This window comes from Nocardia heshunensis (assembly GCF_054782115.1).
The window spans coordinates 575,424-595,384 of sequence record NZ_BAAGTC010000009.1 but is presented as its reverse complement, the minus strand read 5'-3'; the positions used below and the strand labels follow the sequence as shown (position 1 = coordinate 595,384).

Sequence of the window (19,961 nt, the reverse complement as noted above, 5' to 3'; positions counted from 1 at the left end):
GTCGGTATAGCACTCATCGGTCGGGTCGCAGCTCGTTCGCCGGGCGGCGCTACGGCCTATTCGTCGGTATCGCCGCGGTCCGGGCCGCTCGAATTCTCGTACCAGTCCCAGCAGGTCGCGTTCACGAACCAGTCCCAGGTCTTGCCCGCACGCTCGGAGCCGTCGCTCGGCGCGGGCTGCGGGTCGCCGGGCCGGAATTCGCCGGTGTCGGTCCGGGCCAGCTGCTGCGGCTGCTCGGTCACCCCCGCCGGGTGCACGGCGCTGAAGCGGCCGCGGCGGGCCTTGCGGCGCGGACGCAGGCGCGCGGGCTGCGGCATGCCGCTGGCCCACACCACACGACCGGACCTGATGGAATGAACTTGTTGTGCCACATATGATTTCGCGCGGGCGCGCGAGCCGCGGTCGCTCACCGGCCGCTTTCCGCGAGCAGTTCGCTCGGGTGAGGTTCACGGTCGGTACCGGAGATGGTGCCACTGCCGAGCACCTCGTCACCGGCGGTGTCCGGGCGGTAGAGCACCACGGCCTGGCCGCGCGCGACACCGGTCAGCGGTTCGCGCAGGCGCACCACCAGCCCGCCGTCGACGGCCTCGGCGACCGCGGCGGCGGTACCGCCGTGCGCGCGCACCTGGGCGACGCATTCGATGGGGCCGGACGGGATTTCGCCGGAGGTCCAGATGGCGCGGTCGGCCAGCACCGTCCACACCTCGAGGTCCTTGGCCGAACCCACCCGCACGACACCGGAGTCCGGATCGATATCGGTGACGTAGCGCGGCTTGCCGTCGGCGGCCGGGCCGGGCAGACCCAGACCCTTGCGCTGACCGATGGTGAAACCGTGCACGCCTTCGTGATCGGCGAGCTTGGTGCCGTCGGCATCGAGCACCGCGCCCGGGCGGATGCCGATCTTCGCGCCCAGGAACGCCTGGGTATCGCCGGAGGGGATGAAGCAGATGTCGTGGCTGTCGGGCTTGTTCGCCACCGCCAGACCGCGCTCGGCGGCCTCCTCGCGGATCTGCGGCTTGGGGGTGTCGCCAACCGGGAACATGGCGCGCGACAGCTGTTCGGGGGTCAGCACGGCCAGCACATAGGACTGGTCCTTGTCGGCATCCACGGCCCGGCGCAGCACACCGTCCTCGAGCCGCGCGTAATGCCCGGTGACCACGGCGTCGAAGCCCAGCGCCACCGCGCGGTCGGCCAGCGCCGAGAACTTGATCTTCTCGTTGCAGCGCAGGCACGGGTTGGGGGTCTCACCGGCGGCGTACGCGGCGACGAAGTCGTCGATCACGTCCTCCTTGAACCGGTCGGCGAAATCCCAGACGTAGAACGGGATTCCGAGCACGTCGGCGGCCCGGCGGGCATCGCCGGAATCCTCCTTCGAGCAGCAGCCACGCGATCCGGTGCGTAGCGTGCCCGGGTTCGCCGACAGTGCCAGGTGCACGCCGACCACCTCGTGTCCGGCGTCCACGGCACGGGCGGCCGCCACGGCGGAATCAACGCCACCACTCATCGCGGCAAGCACTCGCATCTAGAAGCCTCCCTTCGCTCCGGCCAGTCCGGCCGCCTTCGCCCGCTCGACCACCTGCGGCAGCGCCGCCAGCAGGGCATCGATATCGGCGTCGGTCGAGTTGTGTCCCAAGGTGAATCGCAGGGATCCGCGCGCCAGCGCCGGTTCCACACCCATGGCCAGCAGCACATGGGAGGGTCCGGCCACACCGGCATTGCAGGCGGATCCGGTCGAGCATTCGATCCCGGCGGCGTCCAGCAGCATCAGCAGCGAATCGCCTTCGCAGCCGGGGAACGTGAAGTGGGCGTTGCCGGGCAGGCGCTGCGCACCGGTCGGCCCCTCGTGTCGCGGGTCGGGGCCGTTGAGGATCGCCTCCGGCACGACGGCGCGGACACCGTCGATGAGCCGGTCACGCAGCCGCTCCAATTCGAGCGTGCGCAGCGGCAATCCGGCCACGGTCTCGCGAATCGCGGCCGCCAGTCCGGCCGCCGCGGGCACATCCGAGGTTCCCGAACGCAGGTCGCGCTCGTGCCCGCCGCCGTGCAGCAGCGGCACCGCCGGCACCTGCCGCCCGAGCAGCAGCACTCCAGCCCCGTGCGGCCCGCCGACCTTGTGCCCCGCGAACGAGGCTGCGGCCAGACCACTGCGGGCGAAATCGATGGGCAGCTGAGCCGCCGCCTGCACCGCGTCCGAGTGCATGGGCACCTCGAATTCCTGTGCCACCGCGGCCAATTCCTCGATCGGCTGAATCGTGCCGACCTCGTTGTTGGCCCACATGACGCTCACCAGCGCGGTCTCGTCGGCGTATTCCGCCAGTGCGGCCCGCAGCGTCCGCGGCGAGACGACGCCCTCGGCGTCACACTCCAGCCATGTGATCCGCGCACCCTCGTGCTGCTCGAGCCATTCCACGGTGTCCAGCACCGCGTGATGCTCCACCGAGCTCACCAGAATCCGCGTCCGCTTCGGATCCGCGTCGCGGCGAGCCCAATAGATCCCCTTCACCGCGAGGTTGTCACTCTCGGTCCCGCCCGAGGTGAAGATCACTTCCGAGGGCCGCGCCCCCAACCCCGCCGCGATCGACTCCCGAGCCTCCTCGAGCAACCGCCGCGCCGCTCGCCCCGACCCGTGCAACGACGACGCATTCCCCGTGGTCCCCAAGGCAGCACACATCGCCTCGATCGCGACCGGGAACATAGGCGTAGTGGCCGCGTGATCGAGGTAGACCGTCTGGGCACCGACCGGACCCGGGAAAGCCGACTTCATGACCGTCCAAGGATAGCCGCCCCCGTCCCCGCGATATTCCCGCCATCCCCGCACCACCGCGCGCCCCCGCTCCACGACCCCACGCCACCCCCGCCACACCCGCACCCCGATAGCACGAAACGGGCCGCATCCGAGTTCGCGGCGGGCTCCTCGCCCGGGCCGGGTGGCGGTGAGCTCCGCACCCTCAGCTGTCCTCGCCCGGTTCATCGGCCGGTCATGGACAAATGACCAACTAGATACCTGGAACCGGTTTCATTCGGGTCGCATTTCAAGATCGACCCGTGAGGAACAGCTATGCGCCACAACGGCGTTCGTAAGTATCGAAGCAAGGGCTTCGCCGTGGCGGCCGCGGCCGCCTTGGTCGCGTTCGGGGGGTCGGCGATGACGTCGACCGTCGCGCACGCCGCTGTCACCAGCCCGAATCTGATTGTGGACGGTGATGCCGAGGCCGTGGCGCAGTGTTCGCCCAAGGGGCTGGACGGGATGACGTTGCCCGGGTGGAACATCGGCAAGGGTGAACCGAACGCAGTGTGTTACGGGCAGCCGGGCTGGCCCGACGCGTCCTCGCCCGGCCCGTCCAACCGCGGGCAGAAGTTCTTCGCAGGTGGTGGCACGGGCAATGCCGAGATGGATCAGACCATCAATGTCTCCGGGGCCGGTTCCGCCATCGACCAGGGCGGCGTGAGCTTCGACCTCAACGGATGGCTGGGCGGGTACGGCGCGCAGGATGATCGGGTCAATATGACCGCGACCTTCCTCGGGGCGTCGGGCAACCAGCTCGGCTCGGCCGAGTGCGATGACGTGAGCAGCATCGATCGTGGGCTCAAAACCGGTCTGCTGCAGCGGGATACGAAGGGGACGCTGCCGAAGGGCACGCGCTCGGTGAAGATCCAGTTGAACTTCAGCTGGACCGACGGTGACACCAATGATGGTTACGCCGACGACCTTTCGTTCACCATCGGCGCTTCGCTGCCCGCGCCGAAGCTGAGCGCGCCCGCCACCAGCGTGCCTGGGTACGACCACGTGTTCGTGGTCTACATGGAGAACCAGGACTATGACGGCCTCAGCGGGATCATCGGAAATCCCCTGGCGCCCTACATCAATGGGCTGCGACCGCAGGCGGCGACGCTGACCCAGTCCTACGCCACCACGCACCCCAGCGATCCGAACTATGTGGCGCTGGCGGCGGGTGGCCTCTACGGGCTGGTCGACAACAGCGTGACCACCACGACCCTGGATGCCAACCACATCGGCACCAGCGTGGACGCGGCGCACAAGAGCTGGAAGGGCTACGCCGAGGACGCCAACGGCAACTGCGATCAGACCGCCCACGGCCAGTACTACCAGGACGATCTGCCGTTCCTGTACTTCAAGAACATGAAGTCCGACCCGACCTACTGCGCGGCGCACCTGCAGCCGCTCACGCAGATGTCCACGGACCTGAAGTCGGCCGCGACCACCCCGAACTTCGTGTGGTTCGCCGCCAACGAATGCCACAACATGGAAGGCTGCGGCGTCGCCTCGGGTGACAGCTGGCTCAGCACCACGCTGCCCACCATCTTCAACTCCTCGGCCTGGAAGCAGCAGCGCTCGCTGCTCATCCTGACCTGGGACGAGGGAGCTACCAAGGCCTTCGGCCCGCTGTTCCCGAACCGGGTCCCGACGCTGATGTTCGGCTCGCAGAACACGGTGAAGGCCGGTTCCACCAGCTCCGAGCGCACCGACCAGTACGGCCTGCTGCGCACCATCGACACCGCGCTCGGCCTGCACCCGCTGACCAACAACGACCGCTACGCGGCCACGGTCAACGACATCTGGTCCGGCCACTGATCGACCGCTGAACACCGCCCGGTACCCGGCACGTTCCTTGCGACGTGCCGGGTACCGGGCAGACGCGTTCGCTATTCGACGCCGAGGGTGACCTCGGTCGACTTGATGAGGACCTTGACCGCCGAGCCTTCGGCGAGACCGAGGTCTTCGGCGGCGGCGCGGGTGATCGACGAGGTGATCTCGTCACCACCATTGAGACGTACGCGAATCACGGCCATGGCGTCACCGAAGGTGATCGCGGTGACCGTGCCATCGAGTTGGTTGCGAGTACTCAATTTCATGGACCGACCCTACGCCGGGGAACTCCCCCGTCGGCCGGTATTCGCCGCCCCATCGAATCACCCTGGAACAGGCCATATTCCAGGTATCCACGACAGCCGACACGACAAAGGCCCGGAGCCGATGGCTCCGGGCCTCTTTCAATGGCGTGACGAGTCAGCCGGTATGGGTCAGCCGATCTTCGGCAGCGCGTGAACGCCGTGGCGCTTGACAGCGTCCAGCTTCTCCGGGTTCAGGTCGAGCAGCTTCAGGATCGACGGGGCGATCTGGGTGGTGGTGACGGCCTCGGTGATGACGTCCTTCTTCACGCCGCCACCGAAGACGACCAGCGGCACGTCGCGGTCGGCCGGGTTCGCGCCGCCGTGCTCGGCGATCTTGCCCTTACCACCGGTGTAGACGGTGCCGACCTGCGCGACGCCGACCAGGTCGGGGTGGCGGGGGTCGTTGGCGGGGGCGCCCAGGTAGTTGGCGGCGTCGGCGCCGGCGTGCACGTCGACCAGACCGGACTTGGTGTACGCCTTGGCATTTCCGTTGATGTCGTTACCGGTGCCGTTCTGCGCCAGCAGGAACTGCTTGGCGAAGTCGGCGGCCTCCTGCGAGCGGTCGCTCAGCCACAGCAGCATGGCGTCGTCGTCCACGCTGAAGGCGACCAGGTCCTGCTTGGCGTCGGCGTGCTTGGCCTTCCACGCGGCGTTGAGGGCCGTGATGATCGGGGCGTCGTCGATGCGGGTCAGGTCCGAGGGCTTGGTCGGCGACTGGCCGTGCTTGGCGGAGAGGATGACGGTGGTGGACTTGTCCACGCCCTTGTTCTTCAGCTCGGCGAGCAGGCGGGCCAGCTGGCCGTCGACGTAGTCCAGCGCACCCGAGAGCAGCGGGCCGGGGGTCACGCCGTCGGCCTCGTAGCCGCCGGTCTGGCCGTCGGACTTGGGCAGCTTCTGCGCGACCGACACGGTCTGGAAGTTCATGCCGAAGATGGCGGGCACGCCGACCTGCTTGGACCCCGAGTGGTCCTTGCCGTCGATCTCGTTGAGGACGGCCTGCACCTTGTAGCTGTCGTACTGCTGGGTGGACTTGTCGTCCTTGGTCCAGTCCTGGCCCGCGATCGGCGAGTTGGAGTTGACCTCGGGGGTGAACAGGTCGTCGATCGAGTTGCCGGACTTGCCCTCGAGGATCGAGTAGGCCGGGTGCTTGTCCGACCAGGCGGTCAGCTTGCCGGCCTCGTGCAGCACGTCGAAGACCGAGTTCACCTGCAGGTACTGGCTCGGGTAGACCGGCTTGCAGGTGGCCGGGTCGACCGGCATGGCGGCCGGGTTGAGCACGCTGGCCGGGTTACCGGTCATGCCCAGGATGCTGCCGGGCAGGCCCGCCAGGCCCTGACCGGCGTCGAGCGCGGTCTGGTCCTTGTCCATGGCCTCGGTCATCGCGACCTCGGCGCCCTTGGTGGCGTGCGCACAGTCGGTGGTGCCGGCCGGCAGCAGGTCGTGGTTGAAGGTGTCGTCGTAGTAGACGCCCGACTGGCCCGCGGTGGCGCCGGTGAACTGGGCGACCATGCCGGGGAAGGAGTCCGAGGGGTTGGTGGTCTGCGCCTTGGTGTACTGGGCGCCGTTGTTGGCCATGGCCGCCAGCGCGGAGTTCGGGTGCTGCTTGATGTACCACGCCAGATCGGCCTGGTGCATGCCGTCGACCGAGATCAGCAGGACATGGTCCTTGTCCTTGCCGCCCTTGTCCTTGTCTTTGTCGTTGTCCGGACCGGCGTTGGCGATACCGGTCGCGGTGCAGGCCAGCGCGACCGCGCCGACGGCAGCAGCCAGTCGAATACTCTTGCGGGACATGGATCCTCCTCATCCGACGACACAAAACTCTTGTGCCGCAGCTCTCTACACGGCACGTGCACAGCACGGGCCGGAAACATGTGGGGTTGTTACGGGATCAGCGAAGGTTCAGGCGTCGTAACCGATTGCGGCACTGCGCACTTGGCCGACATACACCGAGGAATGGTTGTAGGCGAGGATGGCCTGACGCCAGCCGTTCGCGGTGGATAGATCGCCGCCGGCCGCGCACAGATAGCGGCCCGCAGCCAAGGCGGCATCGTCGATATTGTCGGGATTACCCGAAAGATCATTGGTGGCAACAGGTTTGGCGGACTGCAGCGCGGCCGCCAGCGCCTGATAGTCGGCGCCGGCGCGCACACCCCAGTGTCTCCAGGTGTCCGGGATGAACTGGAACGGTCCCATCGCGCGGGCATAGCCACCGTGCCCGGACTTCGAGGTCGGATCGAGAATGACGGCATTACCGGCGGTGCCGTTGAGCGGCACTCCGCGGATCGGTGGCTGTACCAGCCCGTCGGGCGCGATGGTCGCCCCGCCGAAACGGGCGTGATTGCTTTCCACCCGGGCGATTCCGGCCAGCGTCGTCCAGCCGAGGTGACAGGAGGGCTGGGCCTGCGCCATCACGACGGTCGCGTACCCGTACGCCTCGAGCGCCCGCAACGGAATGCCGTACTTGTCGGCCCGCGGACGCGCCCACGCCTGCAACTGGTCGATCTTGCCGGTCACCGCGTCCAGCCGGATGGCCGGAACCGGGCCACCCGCACCCGGGGCCGCGGGCGCGCGGTCGGGCGCACCGGCGCACCCGGCCACCGCGACCGCGGCGGCCGCGACGACCAGGGACAGCCGTGCTCCGGCCAACCGTCGACCGGAGCCGTACGAGTTCGTCATCATCTGCCGAAATTCACTGTCGCAATCGAGATTTCGTTCCGGTCCGCTAGCCGCAGGGGTGCACGGCGGGCGGGACGACCGGGGCCTTGGACGCCGGGGGCGTCGCGGGCGCGGCCGTGGCGGGCTTCGAAGGCGCGGGCGCCGGCGGCTTCGCGGTTCCGGGGGCCGGGGCGGGAGCCGGCGGCTTGGGGGCAGCCGGTTTGGGAGCAGCCGGTTTGGGAGCAGCGGGAGCCGGTGGCTTCACGACGACGGGCGGCTTGGGCACCACGGTGATGATCGGCGGACCGTCGTGCAGCTCCAGCGACACCGGCTTCGCACCGACCGCCGGAATCACGCAGGTCGGCGAGGCGGCGGGCGGCTGGGTCGCGGACTGGACCTGGACCGTCGTCACCGGCGCCGTGGTCGCGGCGGGCGGCTGGGTGGTCGCGGGCACCGTGGTGGTGACGGCCGGCGCGGGGGCCGTGGTGGTCGCGGGCGGCGTGGTGGTCGCCATCGGCGTCAGCGAGATCACCGCGGAGGTGGTCGGCGCGGGAGTCGTTGTGCTCGTGCCCGGATCGGGTGCCGTGGTGGTCGCGGGCGTGGTGGTCGCCGGAGTCGTGGTGACCGGGACGGTGGTCGTGGTGACCGGAACCGTGGTGGTGGAATTCGGGTCGGCGGTCACGGTGACGGTCGTGGTTCCCGGATCCGTCGTGTAGCCGGGATCGGTCGTGCTGGTCCCCGAATCGCCGCCGCCGAGGGTCAGCGCCGCGCTCACGTCGACGGAGATGCCCGGCATCGCGGTGGTCGTGGCGGCGTCCGTGGTCGTCGTCACGGGCGTATCGGTCGTGGTGACCGGCGTGGTGGTCGGATTGTCGGTATCCGTGGGCGCGGCGTCATCGGTCGTCTGCAGCGGTGAGTCCGCGGCGTCGAGAGTGGTGCCGTCGCCCGGTACCGGAGAATCACCCGGCGTCTGTCCGTCGGTGGAATCGAATGCCGCGGTGGCGGTCTGGTCGTCGTAGCTCTGCGTCGCGGGGTCGGTCGCCCCGACGGCGGTGGCGCTCGCGGCGGCGGCCGGGCTGTCGCCCCGGGTATCGGCGGCGGCGACGGCACCGACGACCAGGCTCATCATGGCCGCGCCTGCGGCCACCTTCGTCAGATTGCGACGCAGGCGCGGCGCGATGCTGATGCCCGCGATCCACTGCCACCGTTCGGAACTTTCGATGAAGGGCTGCTCCGAGGCGGTCGAGCGGTCGAGTTCAGGCGCGTTGTTATCCAATGGTGTCCCCAAGTGAATTCGTCGTCCACCATGAGTCGCCGCGTCAATTAGCTCTGCGGGCAGCGAATTTCAGCGTTCACTTATCCCAGACCTTCTCAGGTGAGAATCAGGAACCTCATAGCGACGAAGACTGTGCAAGGCGCTCGAGCGGAACGCAACTCCCGTCAGGCAATAAGACAAATCGGACATCACTACTCCGCAACGGGGCAGCCGTCGCTTCGGACAGGCAATACGAGCCTCTCCGGCCGACAAGAGAATTCGCAGCAAACGGCCTCGAGACCCTTCCCGGTCACCCACCGATCGCCGCCCGGCCGTCCACGAAAACCACTGCCGACAAGCGACTTCCGCACCGCCGCGAAACCCGGTAGCACCGCCCCGGACCTGCCGACAGACACAAATTGTCACGCCATCCCGACGGGTGAATATGCCGTGTTTACAGGTGAATACGAGACATCCTGGCGGTGACGAGACAATCGCCGCCGTTCACGAATGTTTAAGCTGGCAACCGGTGTGATCCACCCGACATGGCGCCGATACTGTTCGGCGGGTAAAAGTTCTTGAGCGAATCTGTATTGCGTGGCCAATGAATTCGCCAGCTCGTGACGATCGATGGAGAGGCCGCCGTGCAGATGACCGCAACCCCCCTTGCCCACGCCGCGGCACGGCCGGCCACGAACCGGCGCAAGGCGGGTCAGCGCACCTGGCCCTGTGAGCGACCGGAGATCGGCGTCTACCTGCGCCGCCGCCGCGAGGCGCTGGGGCTGACGCAGGAGGAGGTCGCCTCGGCCGCCTCCACCACGCTGTCGTCGCTGCGCAAATGGGAAGCGGGACTGCGCAATCCCAGCGTCGAGGGTCTGGCCGCCTGGTGCCGGGTGCTCAATCCCCCGGACTGGATGCTGCGCAAGATCACCTCGCTGGCCCTGGGCGGTCTGGACAACCTGCGCGCGGAGATGTCACCACCCGTGGTCGGCGCCGACGATCTCGATCACCTGGAAGCCTTCTCCGGCCCCGCCTACTACCTGGGCTTCCCACAACTGGACGTGCTGGCCGCCAATACCGCGGCGCGGCAACTCGTTCCCGGGCTGATCCCCGCCGACGTCGGCGCCGATCGCCCCGCCAACGTGGTCGAGTGGATCATGACCGAGTCCGCCCGGGAGCTGGTGGTCAACTGGAAGGACACCGCGATCCGCGCGATCCATGCCCTGCGGGTGATGGGTCCGGGCACGGTCCCGCAGTCGCGCCTCGACGAAATCTTCAACTCCTGCTATTCGCAGTCGCCGGTGGAATTCAAGCGCTTCTTCACCACCGACCCCGCCGAGACTCCCGACAGCGACGACCTGATCATCCGAAACCCGCTGTCGGGCAACGTGGAACGCTACACCTACCGGACTCTCCGCCCGATGGGCCCGATGCGGCCCTACGAACTCGTCCAGCTCGCCCGCAGCACCACCGCCGGTTAGGTCACCGAGTCGAGCGACGAGAAGACGACCACGTTGGACTCGTAGCTCTTCGCGGCCTGGTCGAAAGTGCCTCCGCAGGTGACGACTTGGAGTGTCGCCCCACCCCGGGGGCCGAAGACCAGCTGATCCGGGAACTGCGATTTGAGGTACATGCGGACGTCGGTGACCTTGAAATGGGCGATCTTGCCGTCGGCGCGGGTGACGTCGATGATGTCGCCGGGCTTGGTCTTCTTGAGCGAGAAGAAGACTCCCTCGCCCTTGTAGGAGTCGACGTGGCCGAGGATGACCGCCGAGCCCTCCTCACCGGGCGCGGGGCCCTTCTGGTACCAGCCAGCCTGCTGATAGTCGGCGGGGACCTGCACCGAGCCGTCGGTGTTGAGGCCCACCGAGATCAGCGATCCGGTGGCCTTGATCGAGGGGATGGCGAAGGACACCGGAGTCGAACGGGTAATCGCCGCAGCGGTTTTCACCGCGGCGGGCGTGGTCACCGGGGCGCTGGTCACGGCGGCCGGATGGGTGCCCGAGGACGAGGAGCAACCCGTCAGCAGGGCCGCGATCACGACCGCGCCGGTGAGCACACCGAGCAGAGATCGTCTGATTCGCAAGGGGTTTCGGCGCGGGGAGCTCATTGCGCGCTCACCGCCTTGGACATGCCGCCCGCGCCGGTCTCCGGGGCGCCCTTGGGGACCACGTAGCCGCCGGGCGGGACCTGGTCGGTGACCGCGGTGCCGCCGGGGATGCCGGTGGTCGCGCCGACGGGAATCGTCATGCCCTGCACCGTGTCTGCTCCGGCCGCGCCCGCTCCGGCGGTCACCAGATCGACGCCGCCGAGTCCACCGCCCTGCACATCGCCACCGATCTGTGTGCCACCGCCGACCTGAGCGCCGCCCCCAGCGTTCCCCCCGACCTGCACACCGCCGCCCACCTGAGCACCGCCACCGGCGTTCCCGCCCACCTGGACACCACCACCGACTTGTGCGCCGCCCCCGGCATTTCCGCCGACCTGGACACCACCGCCGAGCTGCGCGCCACCACCGGCATCACCACCGATCTGCGTGCCGCCACCGACCTGAGCGCCCCCGCCCGCGTTCCCGCCGACCTGGACACCGCCACCGACATTGCCGCCACCCTGCGCATCACCACCGGTTTGCACACCACCGCCGACATTGCCGCCACCCTGCGCGTCACCACCGGTCTGCACACCACCACCGACGTTCCCGCCACCCTGCGCGTCACCACCGGTCTGCACACCACCACCGACATTGCCACCACCTTGGGCTCCGCCGCCCACCTGCACACCACCGCCGACATTGCCACCACCCTGCGCATCCCCACCGACCTGCACACCACCGCCGACATTGCCACCACCCTGGGCACCTCCGCCGACCTGCACGCCGCCACCGGTATTGCCACCCACCTGGGCTCCCCCGCCCACCTGCACACCACCGCCGACATTCCCGCCCGGAGCCGCACTCGGGCTGGGCGCGGGTGTCGTGGCGCCGCCCCCGGCCTGCACCCCCACGCCGACCTTGACGCCGCCGTCCCCGATGCCCACATCGACGCCCAATCCGACGCCCGGGGCCGGGGTCGTGGACGGGGCGGGGTCCGCGGAGGCCGATGCCGCGCAGAGCGCGACGGCTGCCACGGCGAGCGCCGCGGCGGTGAATGTCCGTGCCGACATGGTGAATTCGCTTCCAGCAGTTCTTCTTCGACTCCCTTCCGTCGAATGGACCGGGCGGTGTGTTACCCCGTATCGGCCCGGATGCCGAAAGTTGGCGACAATGCCGGAGCATTCAAAACTGGACGTTTGCGCAACTCCCTAACGTCCGAGGCCCCGATCCCCTAACGCGCCTCGCTCGCCACCGATGCGGCCTCCCACGCGAACCCATCCGGATCGGTGAAGGATGCCGCGCCACCACCGATGACCAGCCGGTGCGAACCATCACCGTCCGAGGACACCCCCGCGTCCTTGGCGAGCGCGCGACGCTTGTAGAGCGCCAGCTTGACCGGGCCGGACGCCTCGAACTCGACATACATCGGCCCGAAGCTCTTGCCCACCGTCAGCCCGTGCTCGACATAGAAGCGTTTGCTCGCGCCCACGTTCGCGACCCCGAGCAGCAGCACCAGGGAGTCGAAGCGCTTGACTGCCGGCCCGCTGTCCTTCTTGGCCGAGGTCGCCACCTTCCAGATGGCGCCGTCGGGGGCCTGCACGACGCCGCCGTAGCCCCACATGGACTTGGCCGCCGGTTTGAGCGAGGTCGCACCGGCGGCCAGCGCCGCATTCAGATAGGCGTCGGCGTCGGCGGGCTGGGCCACCGTCAGCGAGAGGGTGAAGCCCCGGAATCCCGAGCTGGGTTCCTGCGCGGCCCGCAGACCCAGGCGCGCGTCCAGGCCGAAGGCCGCCGTGTAGAAGTCGGTGGCCGCCTGGACATCGGCGACATCGAGAGTGATGTTTTCAATGGAAGTCATGTCCGCAACGCTAAGCCGACCCCGCTGACCAGCGCTTCTCGATTCCTGATCACTTCCGGACCCGGAACTCCTCGACCGCGCGCACCGCCTCGGGCAGTTCGATGTGATCCTCCGGGTACGCCCCGAGATGCCCGCCCGCCGGCAGCACGGTCGCCACCGCGCCCAGCTCCCGCACGAGGATCCCGACGTGCTCGAGCGGCTCGGGGGCGTTGACCGGATCATCGATGGCCTGCAACACCCGGAACCCGTTGGCGGCGGCCCGGATTCGCGGCCAGTCGAAGCCGCCGTCGAAGAAGGAGGCGAGCAGGTCGTAGCCGACCTCGTGCGCCGACGCCGAGACCAGCACCACGCCCGCGAAGACACCCGCCTCGGCATCGTGGGATTCGAGCAGGCGCAGCACATTAACCGCACCGATGCTGTGCCCGACCAGAATCGTGTCCTCCGGCTTGCCGGATACCGCCCCGGCCAACGCCTTTCGCCACGCGTCCCGCTCGGGCGCGTCGGGATCGGGCAGGCCGGGGATGACCACGTCGTGGCCGAGGCGGGTCAGGTCGGCGCGGAACGTGGGGAACCAAACGCTGTCCGCGCGGGCCTGCAGGCCGTGCGACACCACGATATTGCTCATGCGGTAACTCCTGGATCGACTACGGGAGCACCGAACGTGGCACGCACGCCTGTCATTCCCCTGGCAGCGCAGCCCGCTACGCGTGGTAGGGGTGGCCACCCAGGGCGGCGGTGTGGACCGCGACGCGGGAGCGCGACAGCCGCATGTTGGCGCGTTCCTGATCGGTCAGGTGGTGCCGGGCGTGCGCCCGGCGGACCGGACCGGCGAGCACCGACAGCACGGTCAGCGGAGTGTGGTTACGGGGAAATGCGATGATGGCCATGATGAAACTCCTTCACGGAGAAAGGGGCTCACCGCGAGAATTCCGATTGCGGGCACACGAAATACGAACGTCGATGAAAGTCGACGAACGGATTCGGAATCAAGCAGCAATCAGAGTGCGGCAAGCCGGGAACGAGAATTGTTTTAGACCCGGACTCGGATACGGACTATCGCCGGAACTCATTCGTCCCTCACCTCCTTGCCGCCGGGGCGCACAGGGGCGCCGCTTACCGTGATACGCAGCAACAATGGGGAGATCGCAACACCGAGACCGATGGCGCGGGCACCCCTCTCGTCAGAGCTTCGGCACTGTACGACGTGATCCCTCGACGGGAAGCCACTTCGGGTGACCCCTTAATCCGGGGAAACCTGTCCTAACCCTGGGCGTCTCTCGACGTCGTCGGATCAGTGGCCTGTGTTCGTACAGGAGCCTCGCCTAGCGAGGTGCTGACCGACCCATATTGACCATGAATCGCCACAAAGTCAAATAGTCGGAATTCGACGACGGGCCGGCCCACATTTCGGACCGGCCCGTACCCCGAGTCGAATTACCCGACGTGGACCGGAGATTCGGTCAGCGTGGTGCGGCGCACCGCGCCGGTGCCGACGGCCTCGAGGTTCTCGGTGCCGTGGATCACATCGGTGAAGGCGCGGGCGACGGTGTCGTCCTCGAGTGCTTGCTCGCAGCGGCGGGCCAGCTCGAAACGGTCCTCCGCCGGGTATTCCAGTGGCTGCAAGGAGATTTCGGCGACTACGCCCTTGGAGCGCAGCACCCGGCGGATGGAATCGCCGAGCGAGTCGACACCGACAAAGCCTGGGACCGTGGACAATTCGCCGTTCCGGTCCAGGTAGCGCAGCCGCATCGGCTGCACCGGGGTCCCCGAATCGACCGACGCCTGGAACAGGGCCGGGCGCAGGGTGCCGTGGGCGCGGCCGCACCAGGTGGTGCCCTCCGGGAAGAACGCCACCCGCTCACCGGCGGCGGCCCGGTCTGCCATGGTCGCGATAACGCCCGGAAGCGCCCGCAGCCGTTCGCGTTCGATGGGGATCACGCGCACCCGCTTGGCGACATCGCCGAGCATGGGCCAGTCGATCAGGTCGGCGCGGGCCACGAAACTCATCGGCTCGACCACGGTCAGCGCGACGATATCGGTCCAGCCGACGTGGCGAGCGGCGATCAACACGCCGCCCTCGTGCTCGGACTCACCCCGGTTGTCGAGGATGCGGACCCGAATTCCGCAGCAGGCCAGCAGGGCTCGCGCATAGCGGCTCTGCAGCCGGGCGCGGCGACGGCGCGGAGTGACGAAGTGAGCGAGCGGGAAGCTCAGCAGCACCCCGGCGACACCGGCGATGCGGGCGGCAACCCGCAGCGTGCCCGCCTCGTCGGGAGCATCGACACAGGAAGGGCCACACGGGCTGTGGGGCATCCAGGCGTGGGCGTCCGCCTCCGCGGGCGGACACGACAGCGAACCGGCGTCAGGAGAAAGCAGAGCGGGCATCATGGGGCATCACCGGGCGTCCAGGCTGTTGGCCGCGCCCTGTAGGCGCTCCAGGTAACGAGTATTGATGGTCGAAAGTCCGAGCAGGGCCACGAAATCGGCCACCGCGAAGTCCGGGTCGTGCGCGGGCTCGCCGCAGATCTCCGCGCCCAGGCGCAGGTAGCCGCTGAGCAGCGGGGGCAGCTTCGGGCGGGCCGGGGCGGTCAGCTCGTCGAGGGTGCGACCCGCCACGACGACCAGGTTGTACGGGCGCACATGACGTTCCGCGTCCAGCGCGTGCTTCTTGAGCAGCATGTCGCGCACGCCGCGCACGTTCACCCCCGGCTCGTCCTCCGGGTTCATCTGCATGGGCACCGACACGCAGCCCATCACCCAGTCGTAGCCGGTGAGCTGGATGTAGTGCAGGATGCCCGCCCACATCAGGGTCAGCACCGAGCCGTTGCGGTGATCGGGCACCACGCAGGCGCGGCCCATCTCGACGATCCGATTGCCGACGGGATCCAGTGCGGCCAAATCGAATTCGGTGGCGGTGTAGTAGCCACCGGCCGCGGTGACCTTGTCCGGCGGCAGCATGCGGTAGCAGCCGACGAACTGCTCGGTGAGCTCGTCGCGCACCAGCAGGTGATCGCAGTGGTCGTCGAAACGGTCGGCATCGAGGCCGGTTCCGTTGTCGGGGATGGTGAATCCGGGCTCATTGGCGAACACCTGGTAGCGCAGGCGCTGTGCGGCCTCACGATGCTCGGCATCGGAGGAGACGACCAAGGAGTACTGGGAACGCCCGGAGGTGCGAGGCGCTTCCGGAACGGACTTCGGCGCGGCTGCTAGCAGGCTGGAATTCGACGCTGCCATGGCTGTCATACGCTTGATCAAGCCAGTCCCAGACTGCGCTGGAGCGACCGCCGGATTACCTGACGATGCCAGTCCGGTGAACGCGACGCAGACCGCACCGGGAGTTCATCCGAGCGCCTCGAAACGTTCCCTACCAGGACAAACGTTCGTATCCTGGCGGGGTACCGGCGAGGTCGGAGGCCCTGGAATCGTGGTGGGCGAGCGCCCCGCGAAACGTGGAAGAGGCAAGACTACGCCCGCCCCTCGAGGCACGCGAGGCGGGGTCCACCCCCCGATACAGGCAGCGCCCGAGCCCCCGGAAACCGGCGCGGCGCAGTCCCGGAGAACCAGTCGGTCCGGCCCGGAACAGCAGCGCGGTTCAGTCCCGGAACAGCAACGCCGAATCACCGAATTCGTGCCACAGATACGCGGACTCCAGCGCCACCCGATACGCCTCCCGCACCACCCGCGGCCCCGCCACGGACTCCAGCAGATGCAGATGCGACGCCCCCGGCGCATGCCACCCGGTAATCAACCCGTCCACCGCCCGCGCCGGCCGCGAACCATCCAGCACCAGATCCGTCCACCCCGCCACCGCCCGCACCGAACCAGCCTCGTCCACAGCGGATTCCAACGCCCGCGTCACCGTGGTCCCGACGGCCACGACCCGCCCACCCGCGGCCCGCGTAGCATTCACCAGCCGCGCCGTCATCTCCGGCACCGCGAACCGCTCCGCACTCGGCGGCTCCCCCGCCTCCGGCGACGAGACACCCGTATGCAGCGTGATCGGCGCGAGCCCCACCCCACCCGCCACCAACTCGGTCACCAGTGCCTCGGTGAAAGGCCGCCCCGCACTGGGCATTTCAGCACTCCCCGGAATCAGGCCGAAGGCAGTTCGGTAATACGACGCCGACCACCGCTCGGCGACATACGAATAGGTGATCGGCCGCCCGTACCGCGCCAGCAGTGCCCGCACATCGACTGGATGGGAACCGTCGACGGTGATCGCGGCGACCCAGAGGCGGTCCGAACCGGGCAGCCAAGGTCTGCGCAACTCGGCCAGATGGTCGGCCGGAAGGTGCACGCGCGCACCCGGTTCCGGTCGTTGGCCCTGCCAAGGAACACCGGCCGGGTCGCGCAGCTCGACCACCCATTCGCCGCCCTCGAGCCAGGTCGAGAAGTGCAGTACGGCCGCGTCCCCATGGAAGTGCGCGTCGACGGCCGCGTTGATCATGGCGGAGTTGTTGACCACCACCAGGTCTCCTGGCAGCAGGAAGGTCGGCAGTTCGCGGAAGCGGGCGTGGGTGAGGGTTCCCGCGTCAGCGACCATCAGGCGGACCTGGTCGCGCTCCAGGCCGCGGGCCTCGGGTGGGCGGGTCGCCGAGAGGTCGGCGGGGAGCAGGAAGGCGAGCTCTTCCATGCCGAGTGTCATTGCGTCACCTGCATTTCCGAGGCGAGGTATCTGCCGCTGGGTGGGCGGGAATCGAGGAGGTGCAGGAGGGCGGGGACGACCGTTTCGGGTTCGGGGCGGTCGGAGATGTCTTCGCCGGGGAAGGCGGCCTGGTGCATCTCGGTGCGCATGTCGCCGGGGTCGAAGCTGTAGATCCGGAGGGCGGGGTGCTCGGCGGCGAGGACGTTGGTGAGTTGGTCCAGGGCCGCTTTGGAGGCGCCGTAGCCGCCCCAGCCTTCGTAGCCGCCGACCGCGGCGTCGGAGCTGATGTCCACCACGGTCCCGTTCGAAGCGCGCAGCGCGGGGAGTGTCAGTTGCAGGATCGCCAGCGGGGCAATCACATTGGTGGCGAGGACGGACGCGAGTTCGTCGAGGGGGTAGCTCTCCAGGCTGGGCAGCGGGCTGGGGCCGAGGCTGCTGGCGTTGTTGAGCACCAGGTCCAATCCTCCGGCGCCGACCGCCGCCGCGATCCGCTCGCGGACCGCCGGATCGGCGACATCCCCCGCAATGGCAATGGCGCGAGTCGCGGACCGCACTCGTTCGAGTCGGTCCGCGCCCCGCGCCACAATGATCAATTCCCAGTCTCGGTCGGCGAGCGCGAGCGTGACCGCCCGGCCGAAGCCCGCCGATGCCCCGGTGATCAGGGCTCTTTTCTTGTTTTCAGGCATACCGCCATCGTGAAACCTGAACTTCACTCGAGGTCAAGGAGTTTCTCCCCGAGCGAATCAGGCGTTCTCCCGGGCAAAGCTGCGCGCCGCGATCACGACCAGCACCACGGTCACCGCTACGGTCACCGCGCTGCCGATGTAGACCTCGTGCGCCCCGAAGTCGCCGCGGAACAGCGCCCGCGCCGCATCCACGGTGTGCGAGAACGGATTCACCTTGCCGATGTTCTGCAGCCACTTCGGTCCGACCGTGAGCGGCAGCAGGATGCCCGACAGCAGCATGATCGGCACAGACACCGAGTTCAGCAGCGAGGCGAGGGTGTCCTCCGAGCGCGCCCACAAGCCCAGCGCGTAGGACGCGGCCGCCAGGCCACCGCCCATGATGGCGATCAGCACCAGGGACAGCACCAGTCCGAGCAGGTTGGGCCGCAGGCCGAAGGCCACCGCCGCGACCCCGACCAGTACCAGCGCCTGCACGATCAGGACCGTCATGTCCTTGAGCACCCGGCCCAGCAGCAGCGCGCCGCGCGGGGCGGGCGTCACGCGCTGCCGTTCGATGACACCGGCCCGAAGTTCGGCCACGATGCCGAAGCCGACGAACAAGGCACCGAACAAACCGGTTTGGATGACCAGTGCGGGAGTCAGGATCTTCCACGGATCCACGCCGGGCCCGAACGAGGACGAGACGCCTTTCACCAGTGGACCGAACAGGACCAGGTAAATGATCGGCTGCATCAGCCCGATGATCACCCAGACCGGGTTGCGTAGATTGGCCCGCAGCTGGGACCAGTAGATCAATCCGGTGTCGCGGACGAATGTCATGACCGGTCTCCTTCCCGGAGCGAACGCCCGGTGAGCGTGAGGAATACGTCGTCGAGGCTCGGACGCTTGACGGTGAGCGCACCGGGCGTAATGCCCTTGTCACCGAGCGCGGCCAGCAGCGGAACCACCGCGGCGTCACCGTGTTCCACGGTCAGGTGCACGAGACTCTTTCCGGCAGGGGCGTTCTCGGTGCGCAGTCGCGAACGCAGTTCCAGCACCTCGGCGGCTACGTCCATGGCCAGATCGGCACTGGCGGAGTCGATTTCGAGGCTGATCACGTCGCCGGAGATGCGTCGTTTGAGCTCGTCGGGCGTGCCCTCGGCGACGATGGTGCCGTTGTCCATCACCAGGATGCGGTCGCACAGCGCGTCCGCCTCCTCGAGGTAGTGGGTGGTGAGCACGATGGTGGTGCCCTCATCCCGCAGTCGCCGGATGTGATCCCACAGGTTGGCGCGACTCTGCGGATCGAGCCCGGTGGTGGGCTCGTCGAGATAGATGAGAGTCGGGTGATGGACGAGCCCGAGCGCGATATCGACGCGCCGCCGCTGCCCGCCGGAGAGCTGACTGCATTTGCGCCGCTCCAGGCCGTCGAACTCCAGCGCCTTGGCCAGTTCGGCGGCATTGCGCCCGGCCTCGGCCTTGGACAGCCCGAAAAGCCTTGCCTGCAACACCAATTCGTCGCCGACCAGCTCGTTCTCATTGGTCGATCCACCCTGCGGCACATAGCCGATGCGGGAGCGCACGGTCCGCGGCTCGGCCCGCAGATCCGCCCCGACGACTGTGGCTTCCCCGGCGGTCGGGGCGAGCAGTGTCGAGATCATCCGGAGGGTGGTGGTCTTACCGGCCCCGTTGGGACCGAGCAGACCGATGATCTCCCCGTAGTGCACGTCGAAGTCGATACCGGAGACCGCTTGCACGTCACCGGTTTTGGTTTTGAACGTCCGGGCCAACCCGCGTACCCGGATGACCGGATCGGTGGGTTCACCACGGACGGGTGATGTCGTTTCCACGCTTCAACGGTAGAAACGACAACCCAT

General features: G+C 68.3%; 21 protein-coding genes and 1 riboswitch. Of the genes, 3 read left to right on the top strand and 18 right to left on the bottom strand.

All coding sequences use genetic code 11. From position 1 onward, the window contains the following. Positions 1-56: 56 nt before the first annotated feature. The 3 genes from ACYVN4_RS30835 to ACYVN4_RS30825 all read right to left on the bottom strand — a co-directional run bounded on the left by ACYVN4_RS30835 (position 57) and on the right by ACYVN4_RS30825 (position 2,764). On the bottom strand, positions 57-335 hold the full coding sequence (locus ACYVN4_RS30835; protein WP_460725507.1) for a hypothetical protein: 279 nt from the start codon (positions 333-335) through the stop codon (positions 57-59). Positions 336-406: 71 nt separating this feature from the next. Beyond that, a complete protein-coding gene (gene mnmA / locus ACYVN4_RS30830) occupies positions 407-1,522 on the bottom strand; it encodes a tRNA 2-thiouridine(34) synthase MnmA (protein ID WP_460725506.1) in 1,116 nt (371 codons plus the stop codon). Continuing rightward, positions 1,523-2,764, bottom strand: coding sequence for a cysteine desulfurase family protein (locus tag ACYVN4_RS30825; RefSeq protein WP_460725505.1), 1,242 nt, complete (start codon positions 2,762-2,764; stop codon positions 1,523-1,525). A gap of 294 nt (positions 2,765-3,058) precedes the next feature. Between ACYVN4_RS30825 and ACYVN4_RS30820 the strand changes: the two genes are divergently transcribed. Beyond that, the gene (locus ACYVN4_RS30820) at positions 3,059-4,594 is read left to right on the top strand and encodes an alkaline phosphatase family protein (RefSeq protein ID WP_460725504.1); all 1,536 of its coding nucleotides are present in this window, start codon (positions 3,059-3,061) and stop codon (positions 4,592-4,594) included. Between the two features lie 71 nt (positions 4,595-4,665). Here ACYVN4_RS30820 and ACYVN4_RS30815 read toward each other — a convergent pair whose 3' ends face one another. The 4 genes from ACYVN4_RS30815 to ACYVN4_RS30800 form a co-directional block, all read right to left on the bottom strand. Beyond that, complete coding sequence (locus tag ACYVN4_RS30815; protein WP_460725503.1) at positions 4,666-4,875, bottom strand: TOBE domain-containing protein; 210 nt, start codon at positions 4,873-4,875, stop codon at positions 4,666-4,668. Between the two features lie 168 nt (positions 4,876-5,043). Then, positions 5,044-6,705, bottom strand: coding sequence for an alkaline phosphatase family protein (locus ACYVN4_RS30810; RefSeq protein ID WP_460725502.1), 1,662 nt, complete (start codon positions 6,703-6,705; stop codon positions 5,044-5,046). A 108-nt stretch (positions 6,706-6,813) separates the two neighbouring features. Continuing rightward, positions 6,814-7,593: a lytic transglycosylase domain-containing protein gene (locus ACYVN4_RS30805; RefSeq protein ID WP_460725501.1), complete on the bottom strand. Its 780-nt coding sequence runs from the start codon at positions 7,591-7,593 to the stop codon at positions 6,814-6,816. Between the two features lie 43 nt (positions 7,594-7,636). Further along, the gene (locus ACYVN4_RS30800; protein ID WP_460725500.1) at positions 7,637-8,845 is read right to left on the bottom strand and encodes a hypothetical protein; all 1,209 of its coding nucleotides are present in this window, start codon (positions 8,843-8,845) and stop codon (positions 7,637-7,639) included. Between the two features lie 599 nt (positions 8,846-9,444). On the opposite strand from ACYVN4_RS30800, the gene ACYVN4_RS30795 reads away from it, so the two are divergent. Next, on the top strand, positions 9,445-10,305 hold the full coding sequence (locus ACYVN4_RS30795) for a helix-turn-helix domain-containing protein (RefSeq protein ID WP_460725499.1): 861 nt from the start codon (positions 9,445-9,447) through the stop codon (positions 10,303-10,305). On the opposite strand, the gene ACYVN4_RS30790 is transcribed toward ACYVN4_RS30795, so the two are convergent. After that, the gene (locus ACYVN4_RS30790; RefSeq protein ID WP_460725498.1) at positions 10,302-10,934 is read right to left on the bottom strand and encodes a class F sortase; all 633 of its coding nucleotides are present in this window, start codon (positions 10,932-10,934) and stop codon (positions 10,302-10,304) included. The genes ACYVN4_RS30795 and ACYVN4_RS30790 overlap by 4 nt on opposite strands. After that, a complete protein-coding gene (locus tag ACYVN4_RS30785) occupies positions 10,931-11,260 on the bottom strand; it encodes a hypothetical protein (RefSeq protein WP_460725497.1) in 330 nt (109 codons plus the stop codon). Before ACYVN4_RS30785 ends, ACYVN4_RS30790 begins: the two co-directional genes overlap by 4 nt. An 18-nt stretch (positions 11,261-11,278) precedes the next feature. Between ACYVN4_RS30785 and ACYVN4_RS30780 the strand changes: the two genes are divergently transcribed. Further along, positions 11,279-12,151, top strand: a complete 873-nt coding sequence (locus tag ACYVN4_RS30780) for a hypothetical protein (protein ID WP_460725496.1) — start codon at positions 11,279-11,281, stop codon at positions 12,149-12,151. On the opposite strand, the gene ACYVN4_RS30775 is transcribed toward ACYVN4_RS30780, so the two are convergent. From ACYVN4_RS30775 to ACYVN4_RS30735, 9 genes are all read right to left on the bottom strand, one after another. Continuing rightward, positions 12,148-12,774, bottom strand: coding sequence for a glyoxalase (locus ACYVN4_RS30775; RefSeq protein WP_460725495.1), 627 nt, complete (start codon positions 12,772-12,774; stop codon positions 12,148-12,150). The two genes, ACYVN4_RS30780 and ACYVN4_RS30775, sit on opposite strands and share 4 nt — an antisense overlap. Positions 12,775-12,823: 49 nt before the next feature. Next, entirely contained in the window at positions 12,824-13,399 is a 576-nt protein-coding gene (locus tag ACYVN4_RS30770; RefSeq protein WP_460725494.1) for an alpha/beta hydrolase, read from the bottom strand. A gap of 76 nt (positions 13,400-13,475) precedes the next feature. Beyond that, positions 13,476-13,661 carry a hypothetical protein gene (locus tag ACYVN4_RS30765; protein ID WP_460725493.1) on the bottom strand — a complete coding sequence of 62 codons (186 nt, stop codon included), beginning with the start codon at positions 13,659-13,661 and terminating at the stop codon, positions 13,476-13,478. Between the two features lie 279 nt (positions 13,662-13,940). After that, a riboswitch (M-box (ykoK) riboswitch) is annotated at positions 13,941-14,111 on the bottom strand. A 97-nt stretch (positions 14,112-14,208) separates the two neighbouring features. Beyond that, on the bottom strand, positions 14,209-15,159 hold the full coding sequence (locus tag ACYVN4_RS30760; protein WP_460726763.1) for a lysophospholipid acyltransferase family protein: 951 nt from the start codon (positions 15,157-15,159) through the stop codon (positions 14,209-14,211). A gap of 9 nt (positions 15,160-15,168) precedes the next feature. Continuing rightward, positions 15,169-16,017, bottom strand: a complete 849-nt coding sequence (locus ACYVN4_RS30755; RefSeq protein WP_460725492.1) for a GNAT family N-acetyltransferase — start codon at positions 16,015-16,017, stop codon at positions 15,169-15,171. A 349-nt stretch (positions 16,018-16,366) separates the two neighbouring features. Beyond that, positions 16,367-17,419, bottom strand: a complete 1,053-nt coding sequence (locus ACYVN4_RS30750) for an S-adenosylmethionine:tRNA ribosyltransferase-isomerase (protein WP_460725491.1) — start codon at positions 17,417-17,419, stop codon at positions 16,367-16,369. Further along, on the bottom strand, positions 17,416-18,105 hold the full coding sequence (locus tag ACYVN4_RS30745; RefSeq protein ID WP_460725490.1) for an SDR family NAD(P)-dependent oxidoreductase: 690 nt from the start codon (positions 18,103-18,105) through the stop codon (positions 17,416-17,418). Before ACYVN4_RS30745 ends, ACYVN4_RS30750 begins: the two co-directional genes overlap by 4 nt. Before the next feature lie 57 nt (positions 18,106-18,162). Continuing rightward, entirely contained in the window at positions 18,163-18,924 is a 762-nt protein-coding gene (locus ACYVN4_RS30740) for an ABC transporter permease (RefSeq protein WP_460725489.1), read from the bottom strand. Beyond that, entirely contained in the window at positions 18,921-19,934 is a 1,014-nt protein-coding gene (locus tag ACYVN4_RS30735) for an ABC transporter ATP-binding protein (protein WP_460725488.1), read from the bottom strand. Before ACYVN4_RS30735 ends, ACYVN4_RS30740 begins: the two co-directional genes overlap by 4 nt. Between the last annotated feature and the right edge of the window lie 27 nt (positions 19,935-19,961).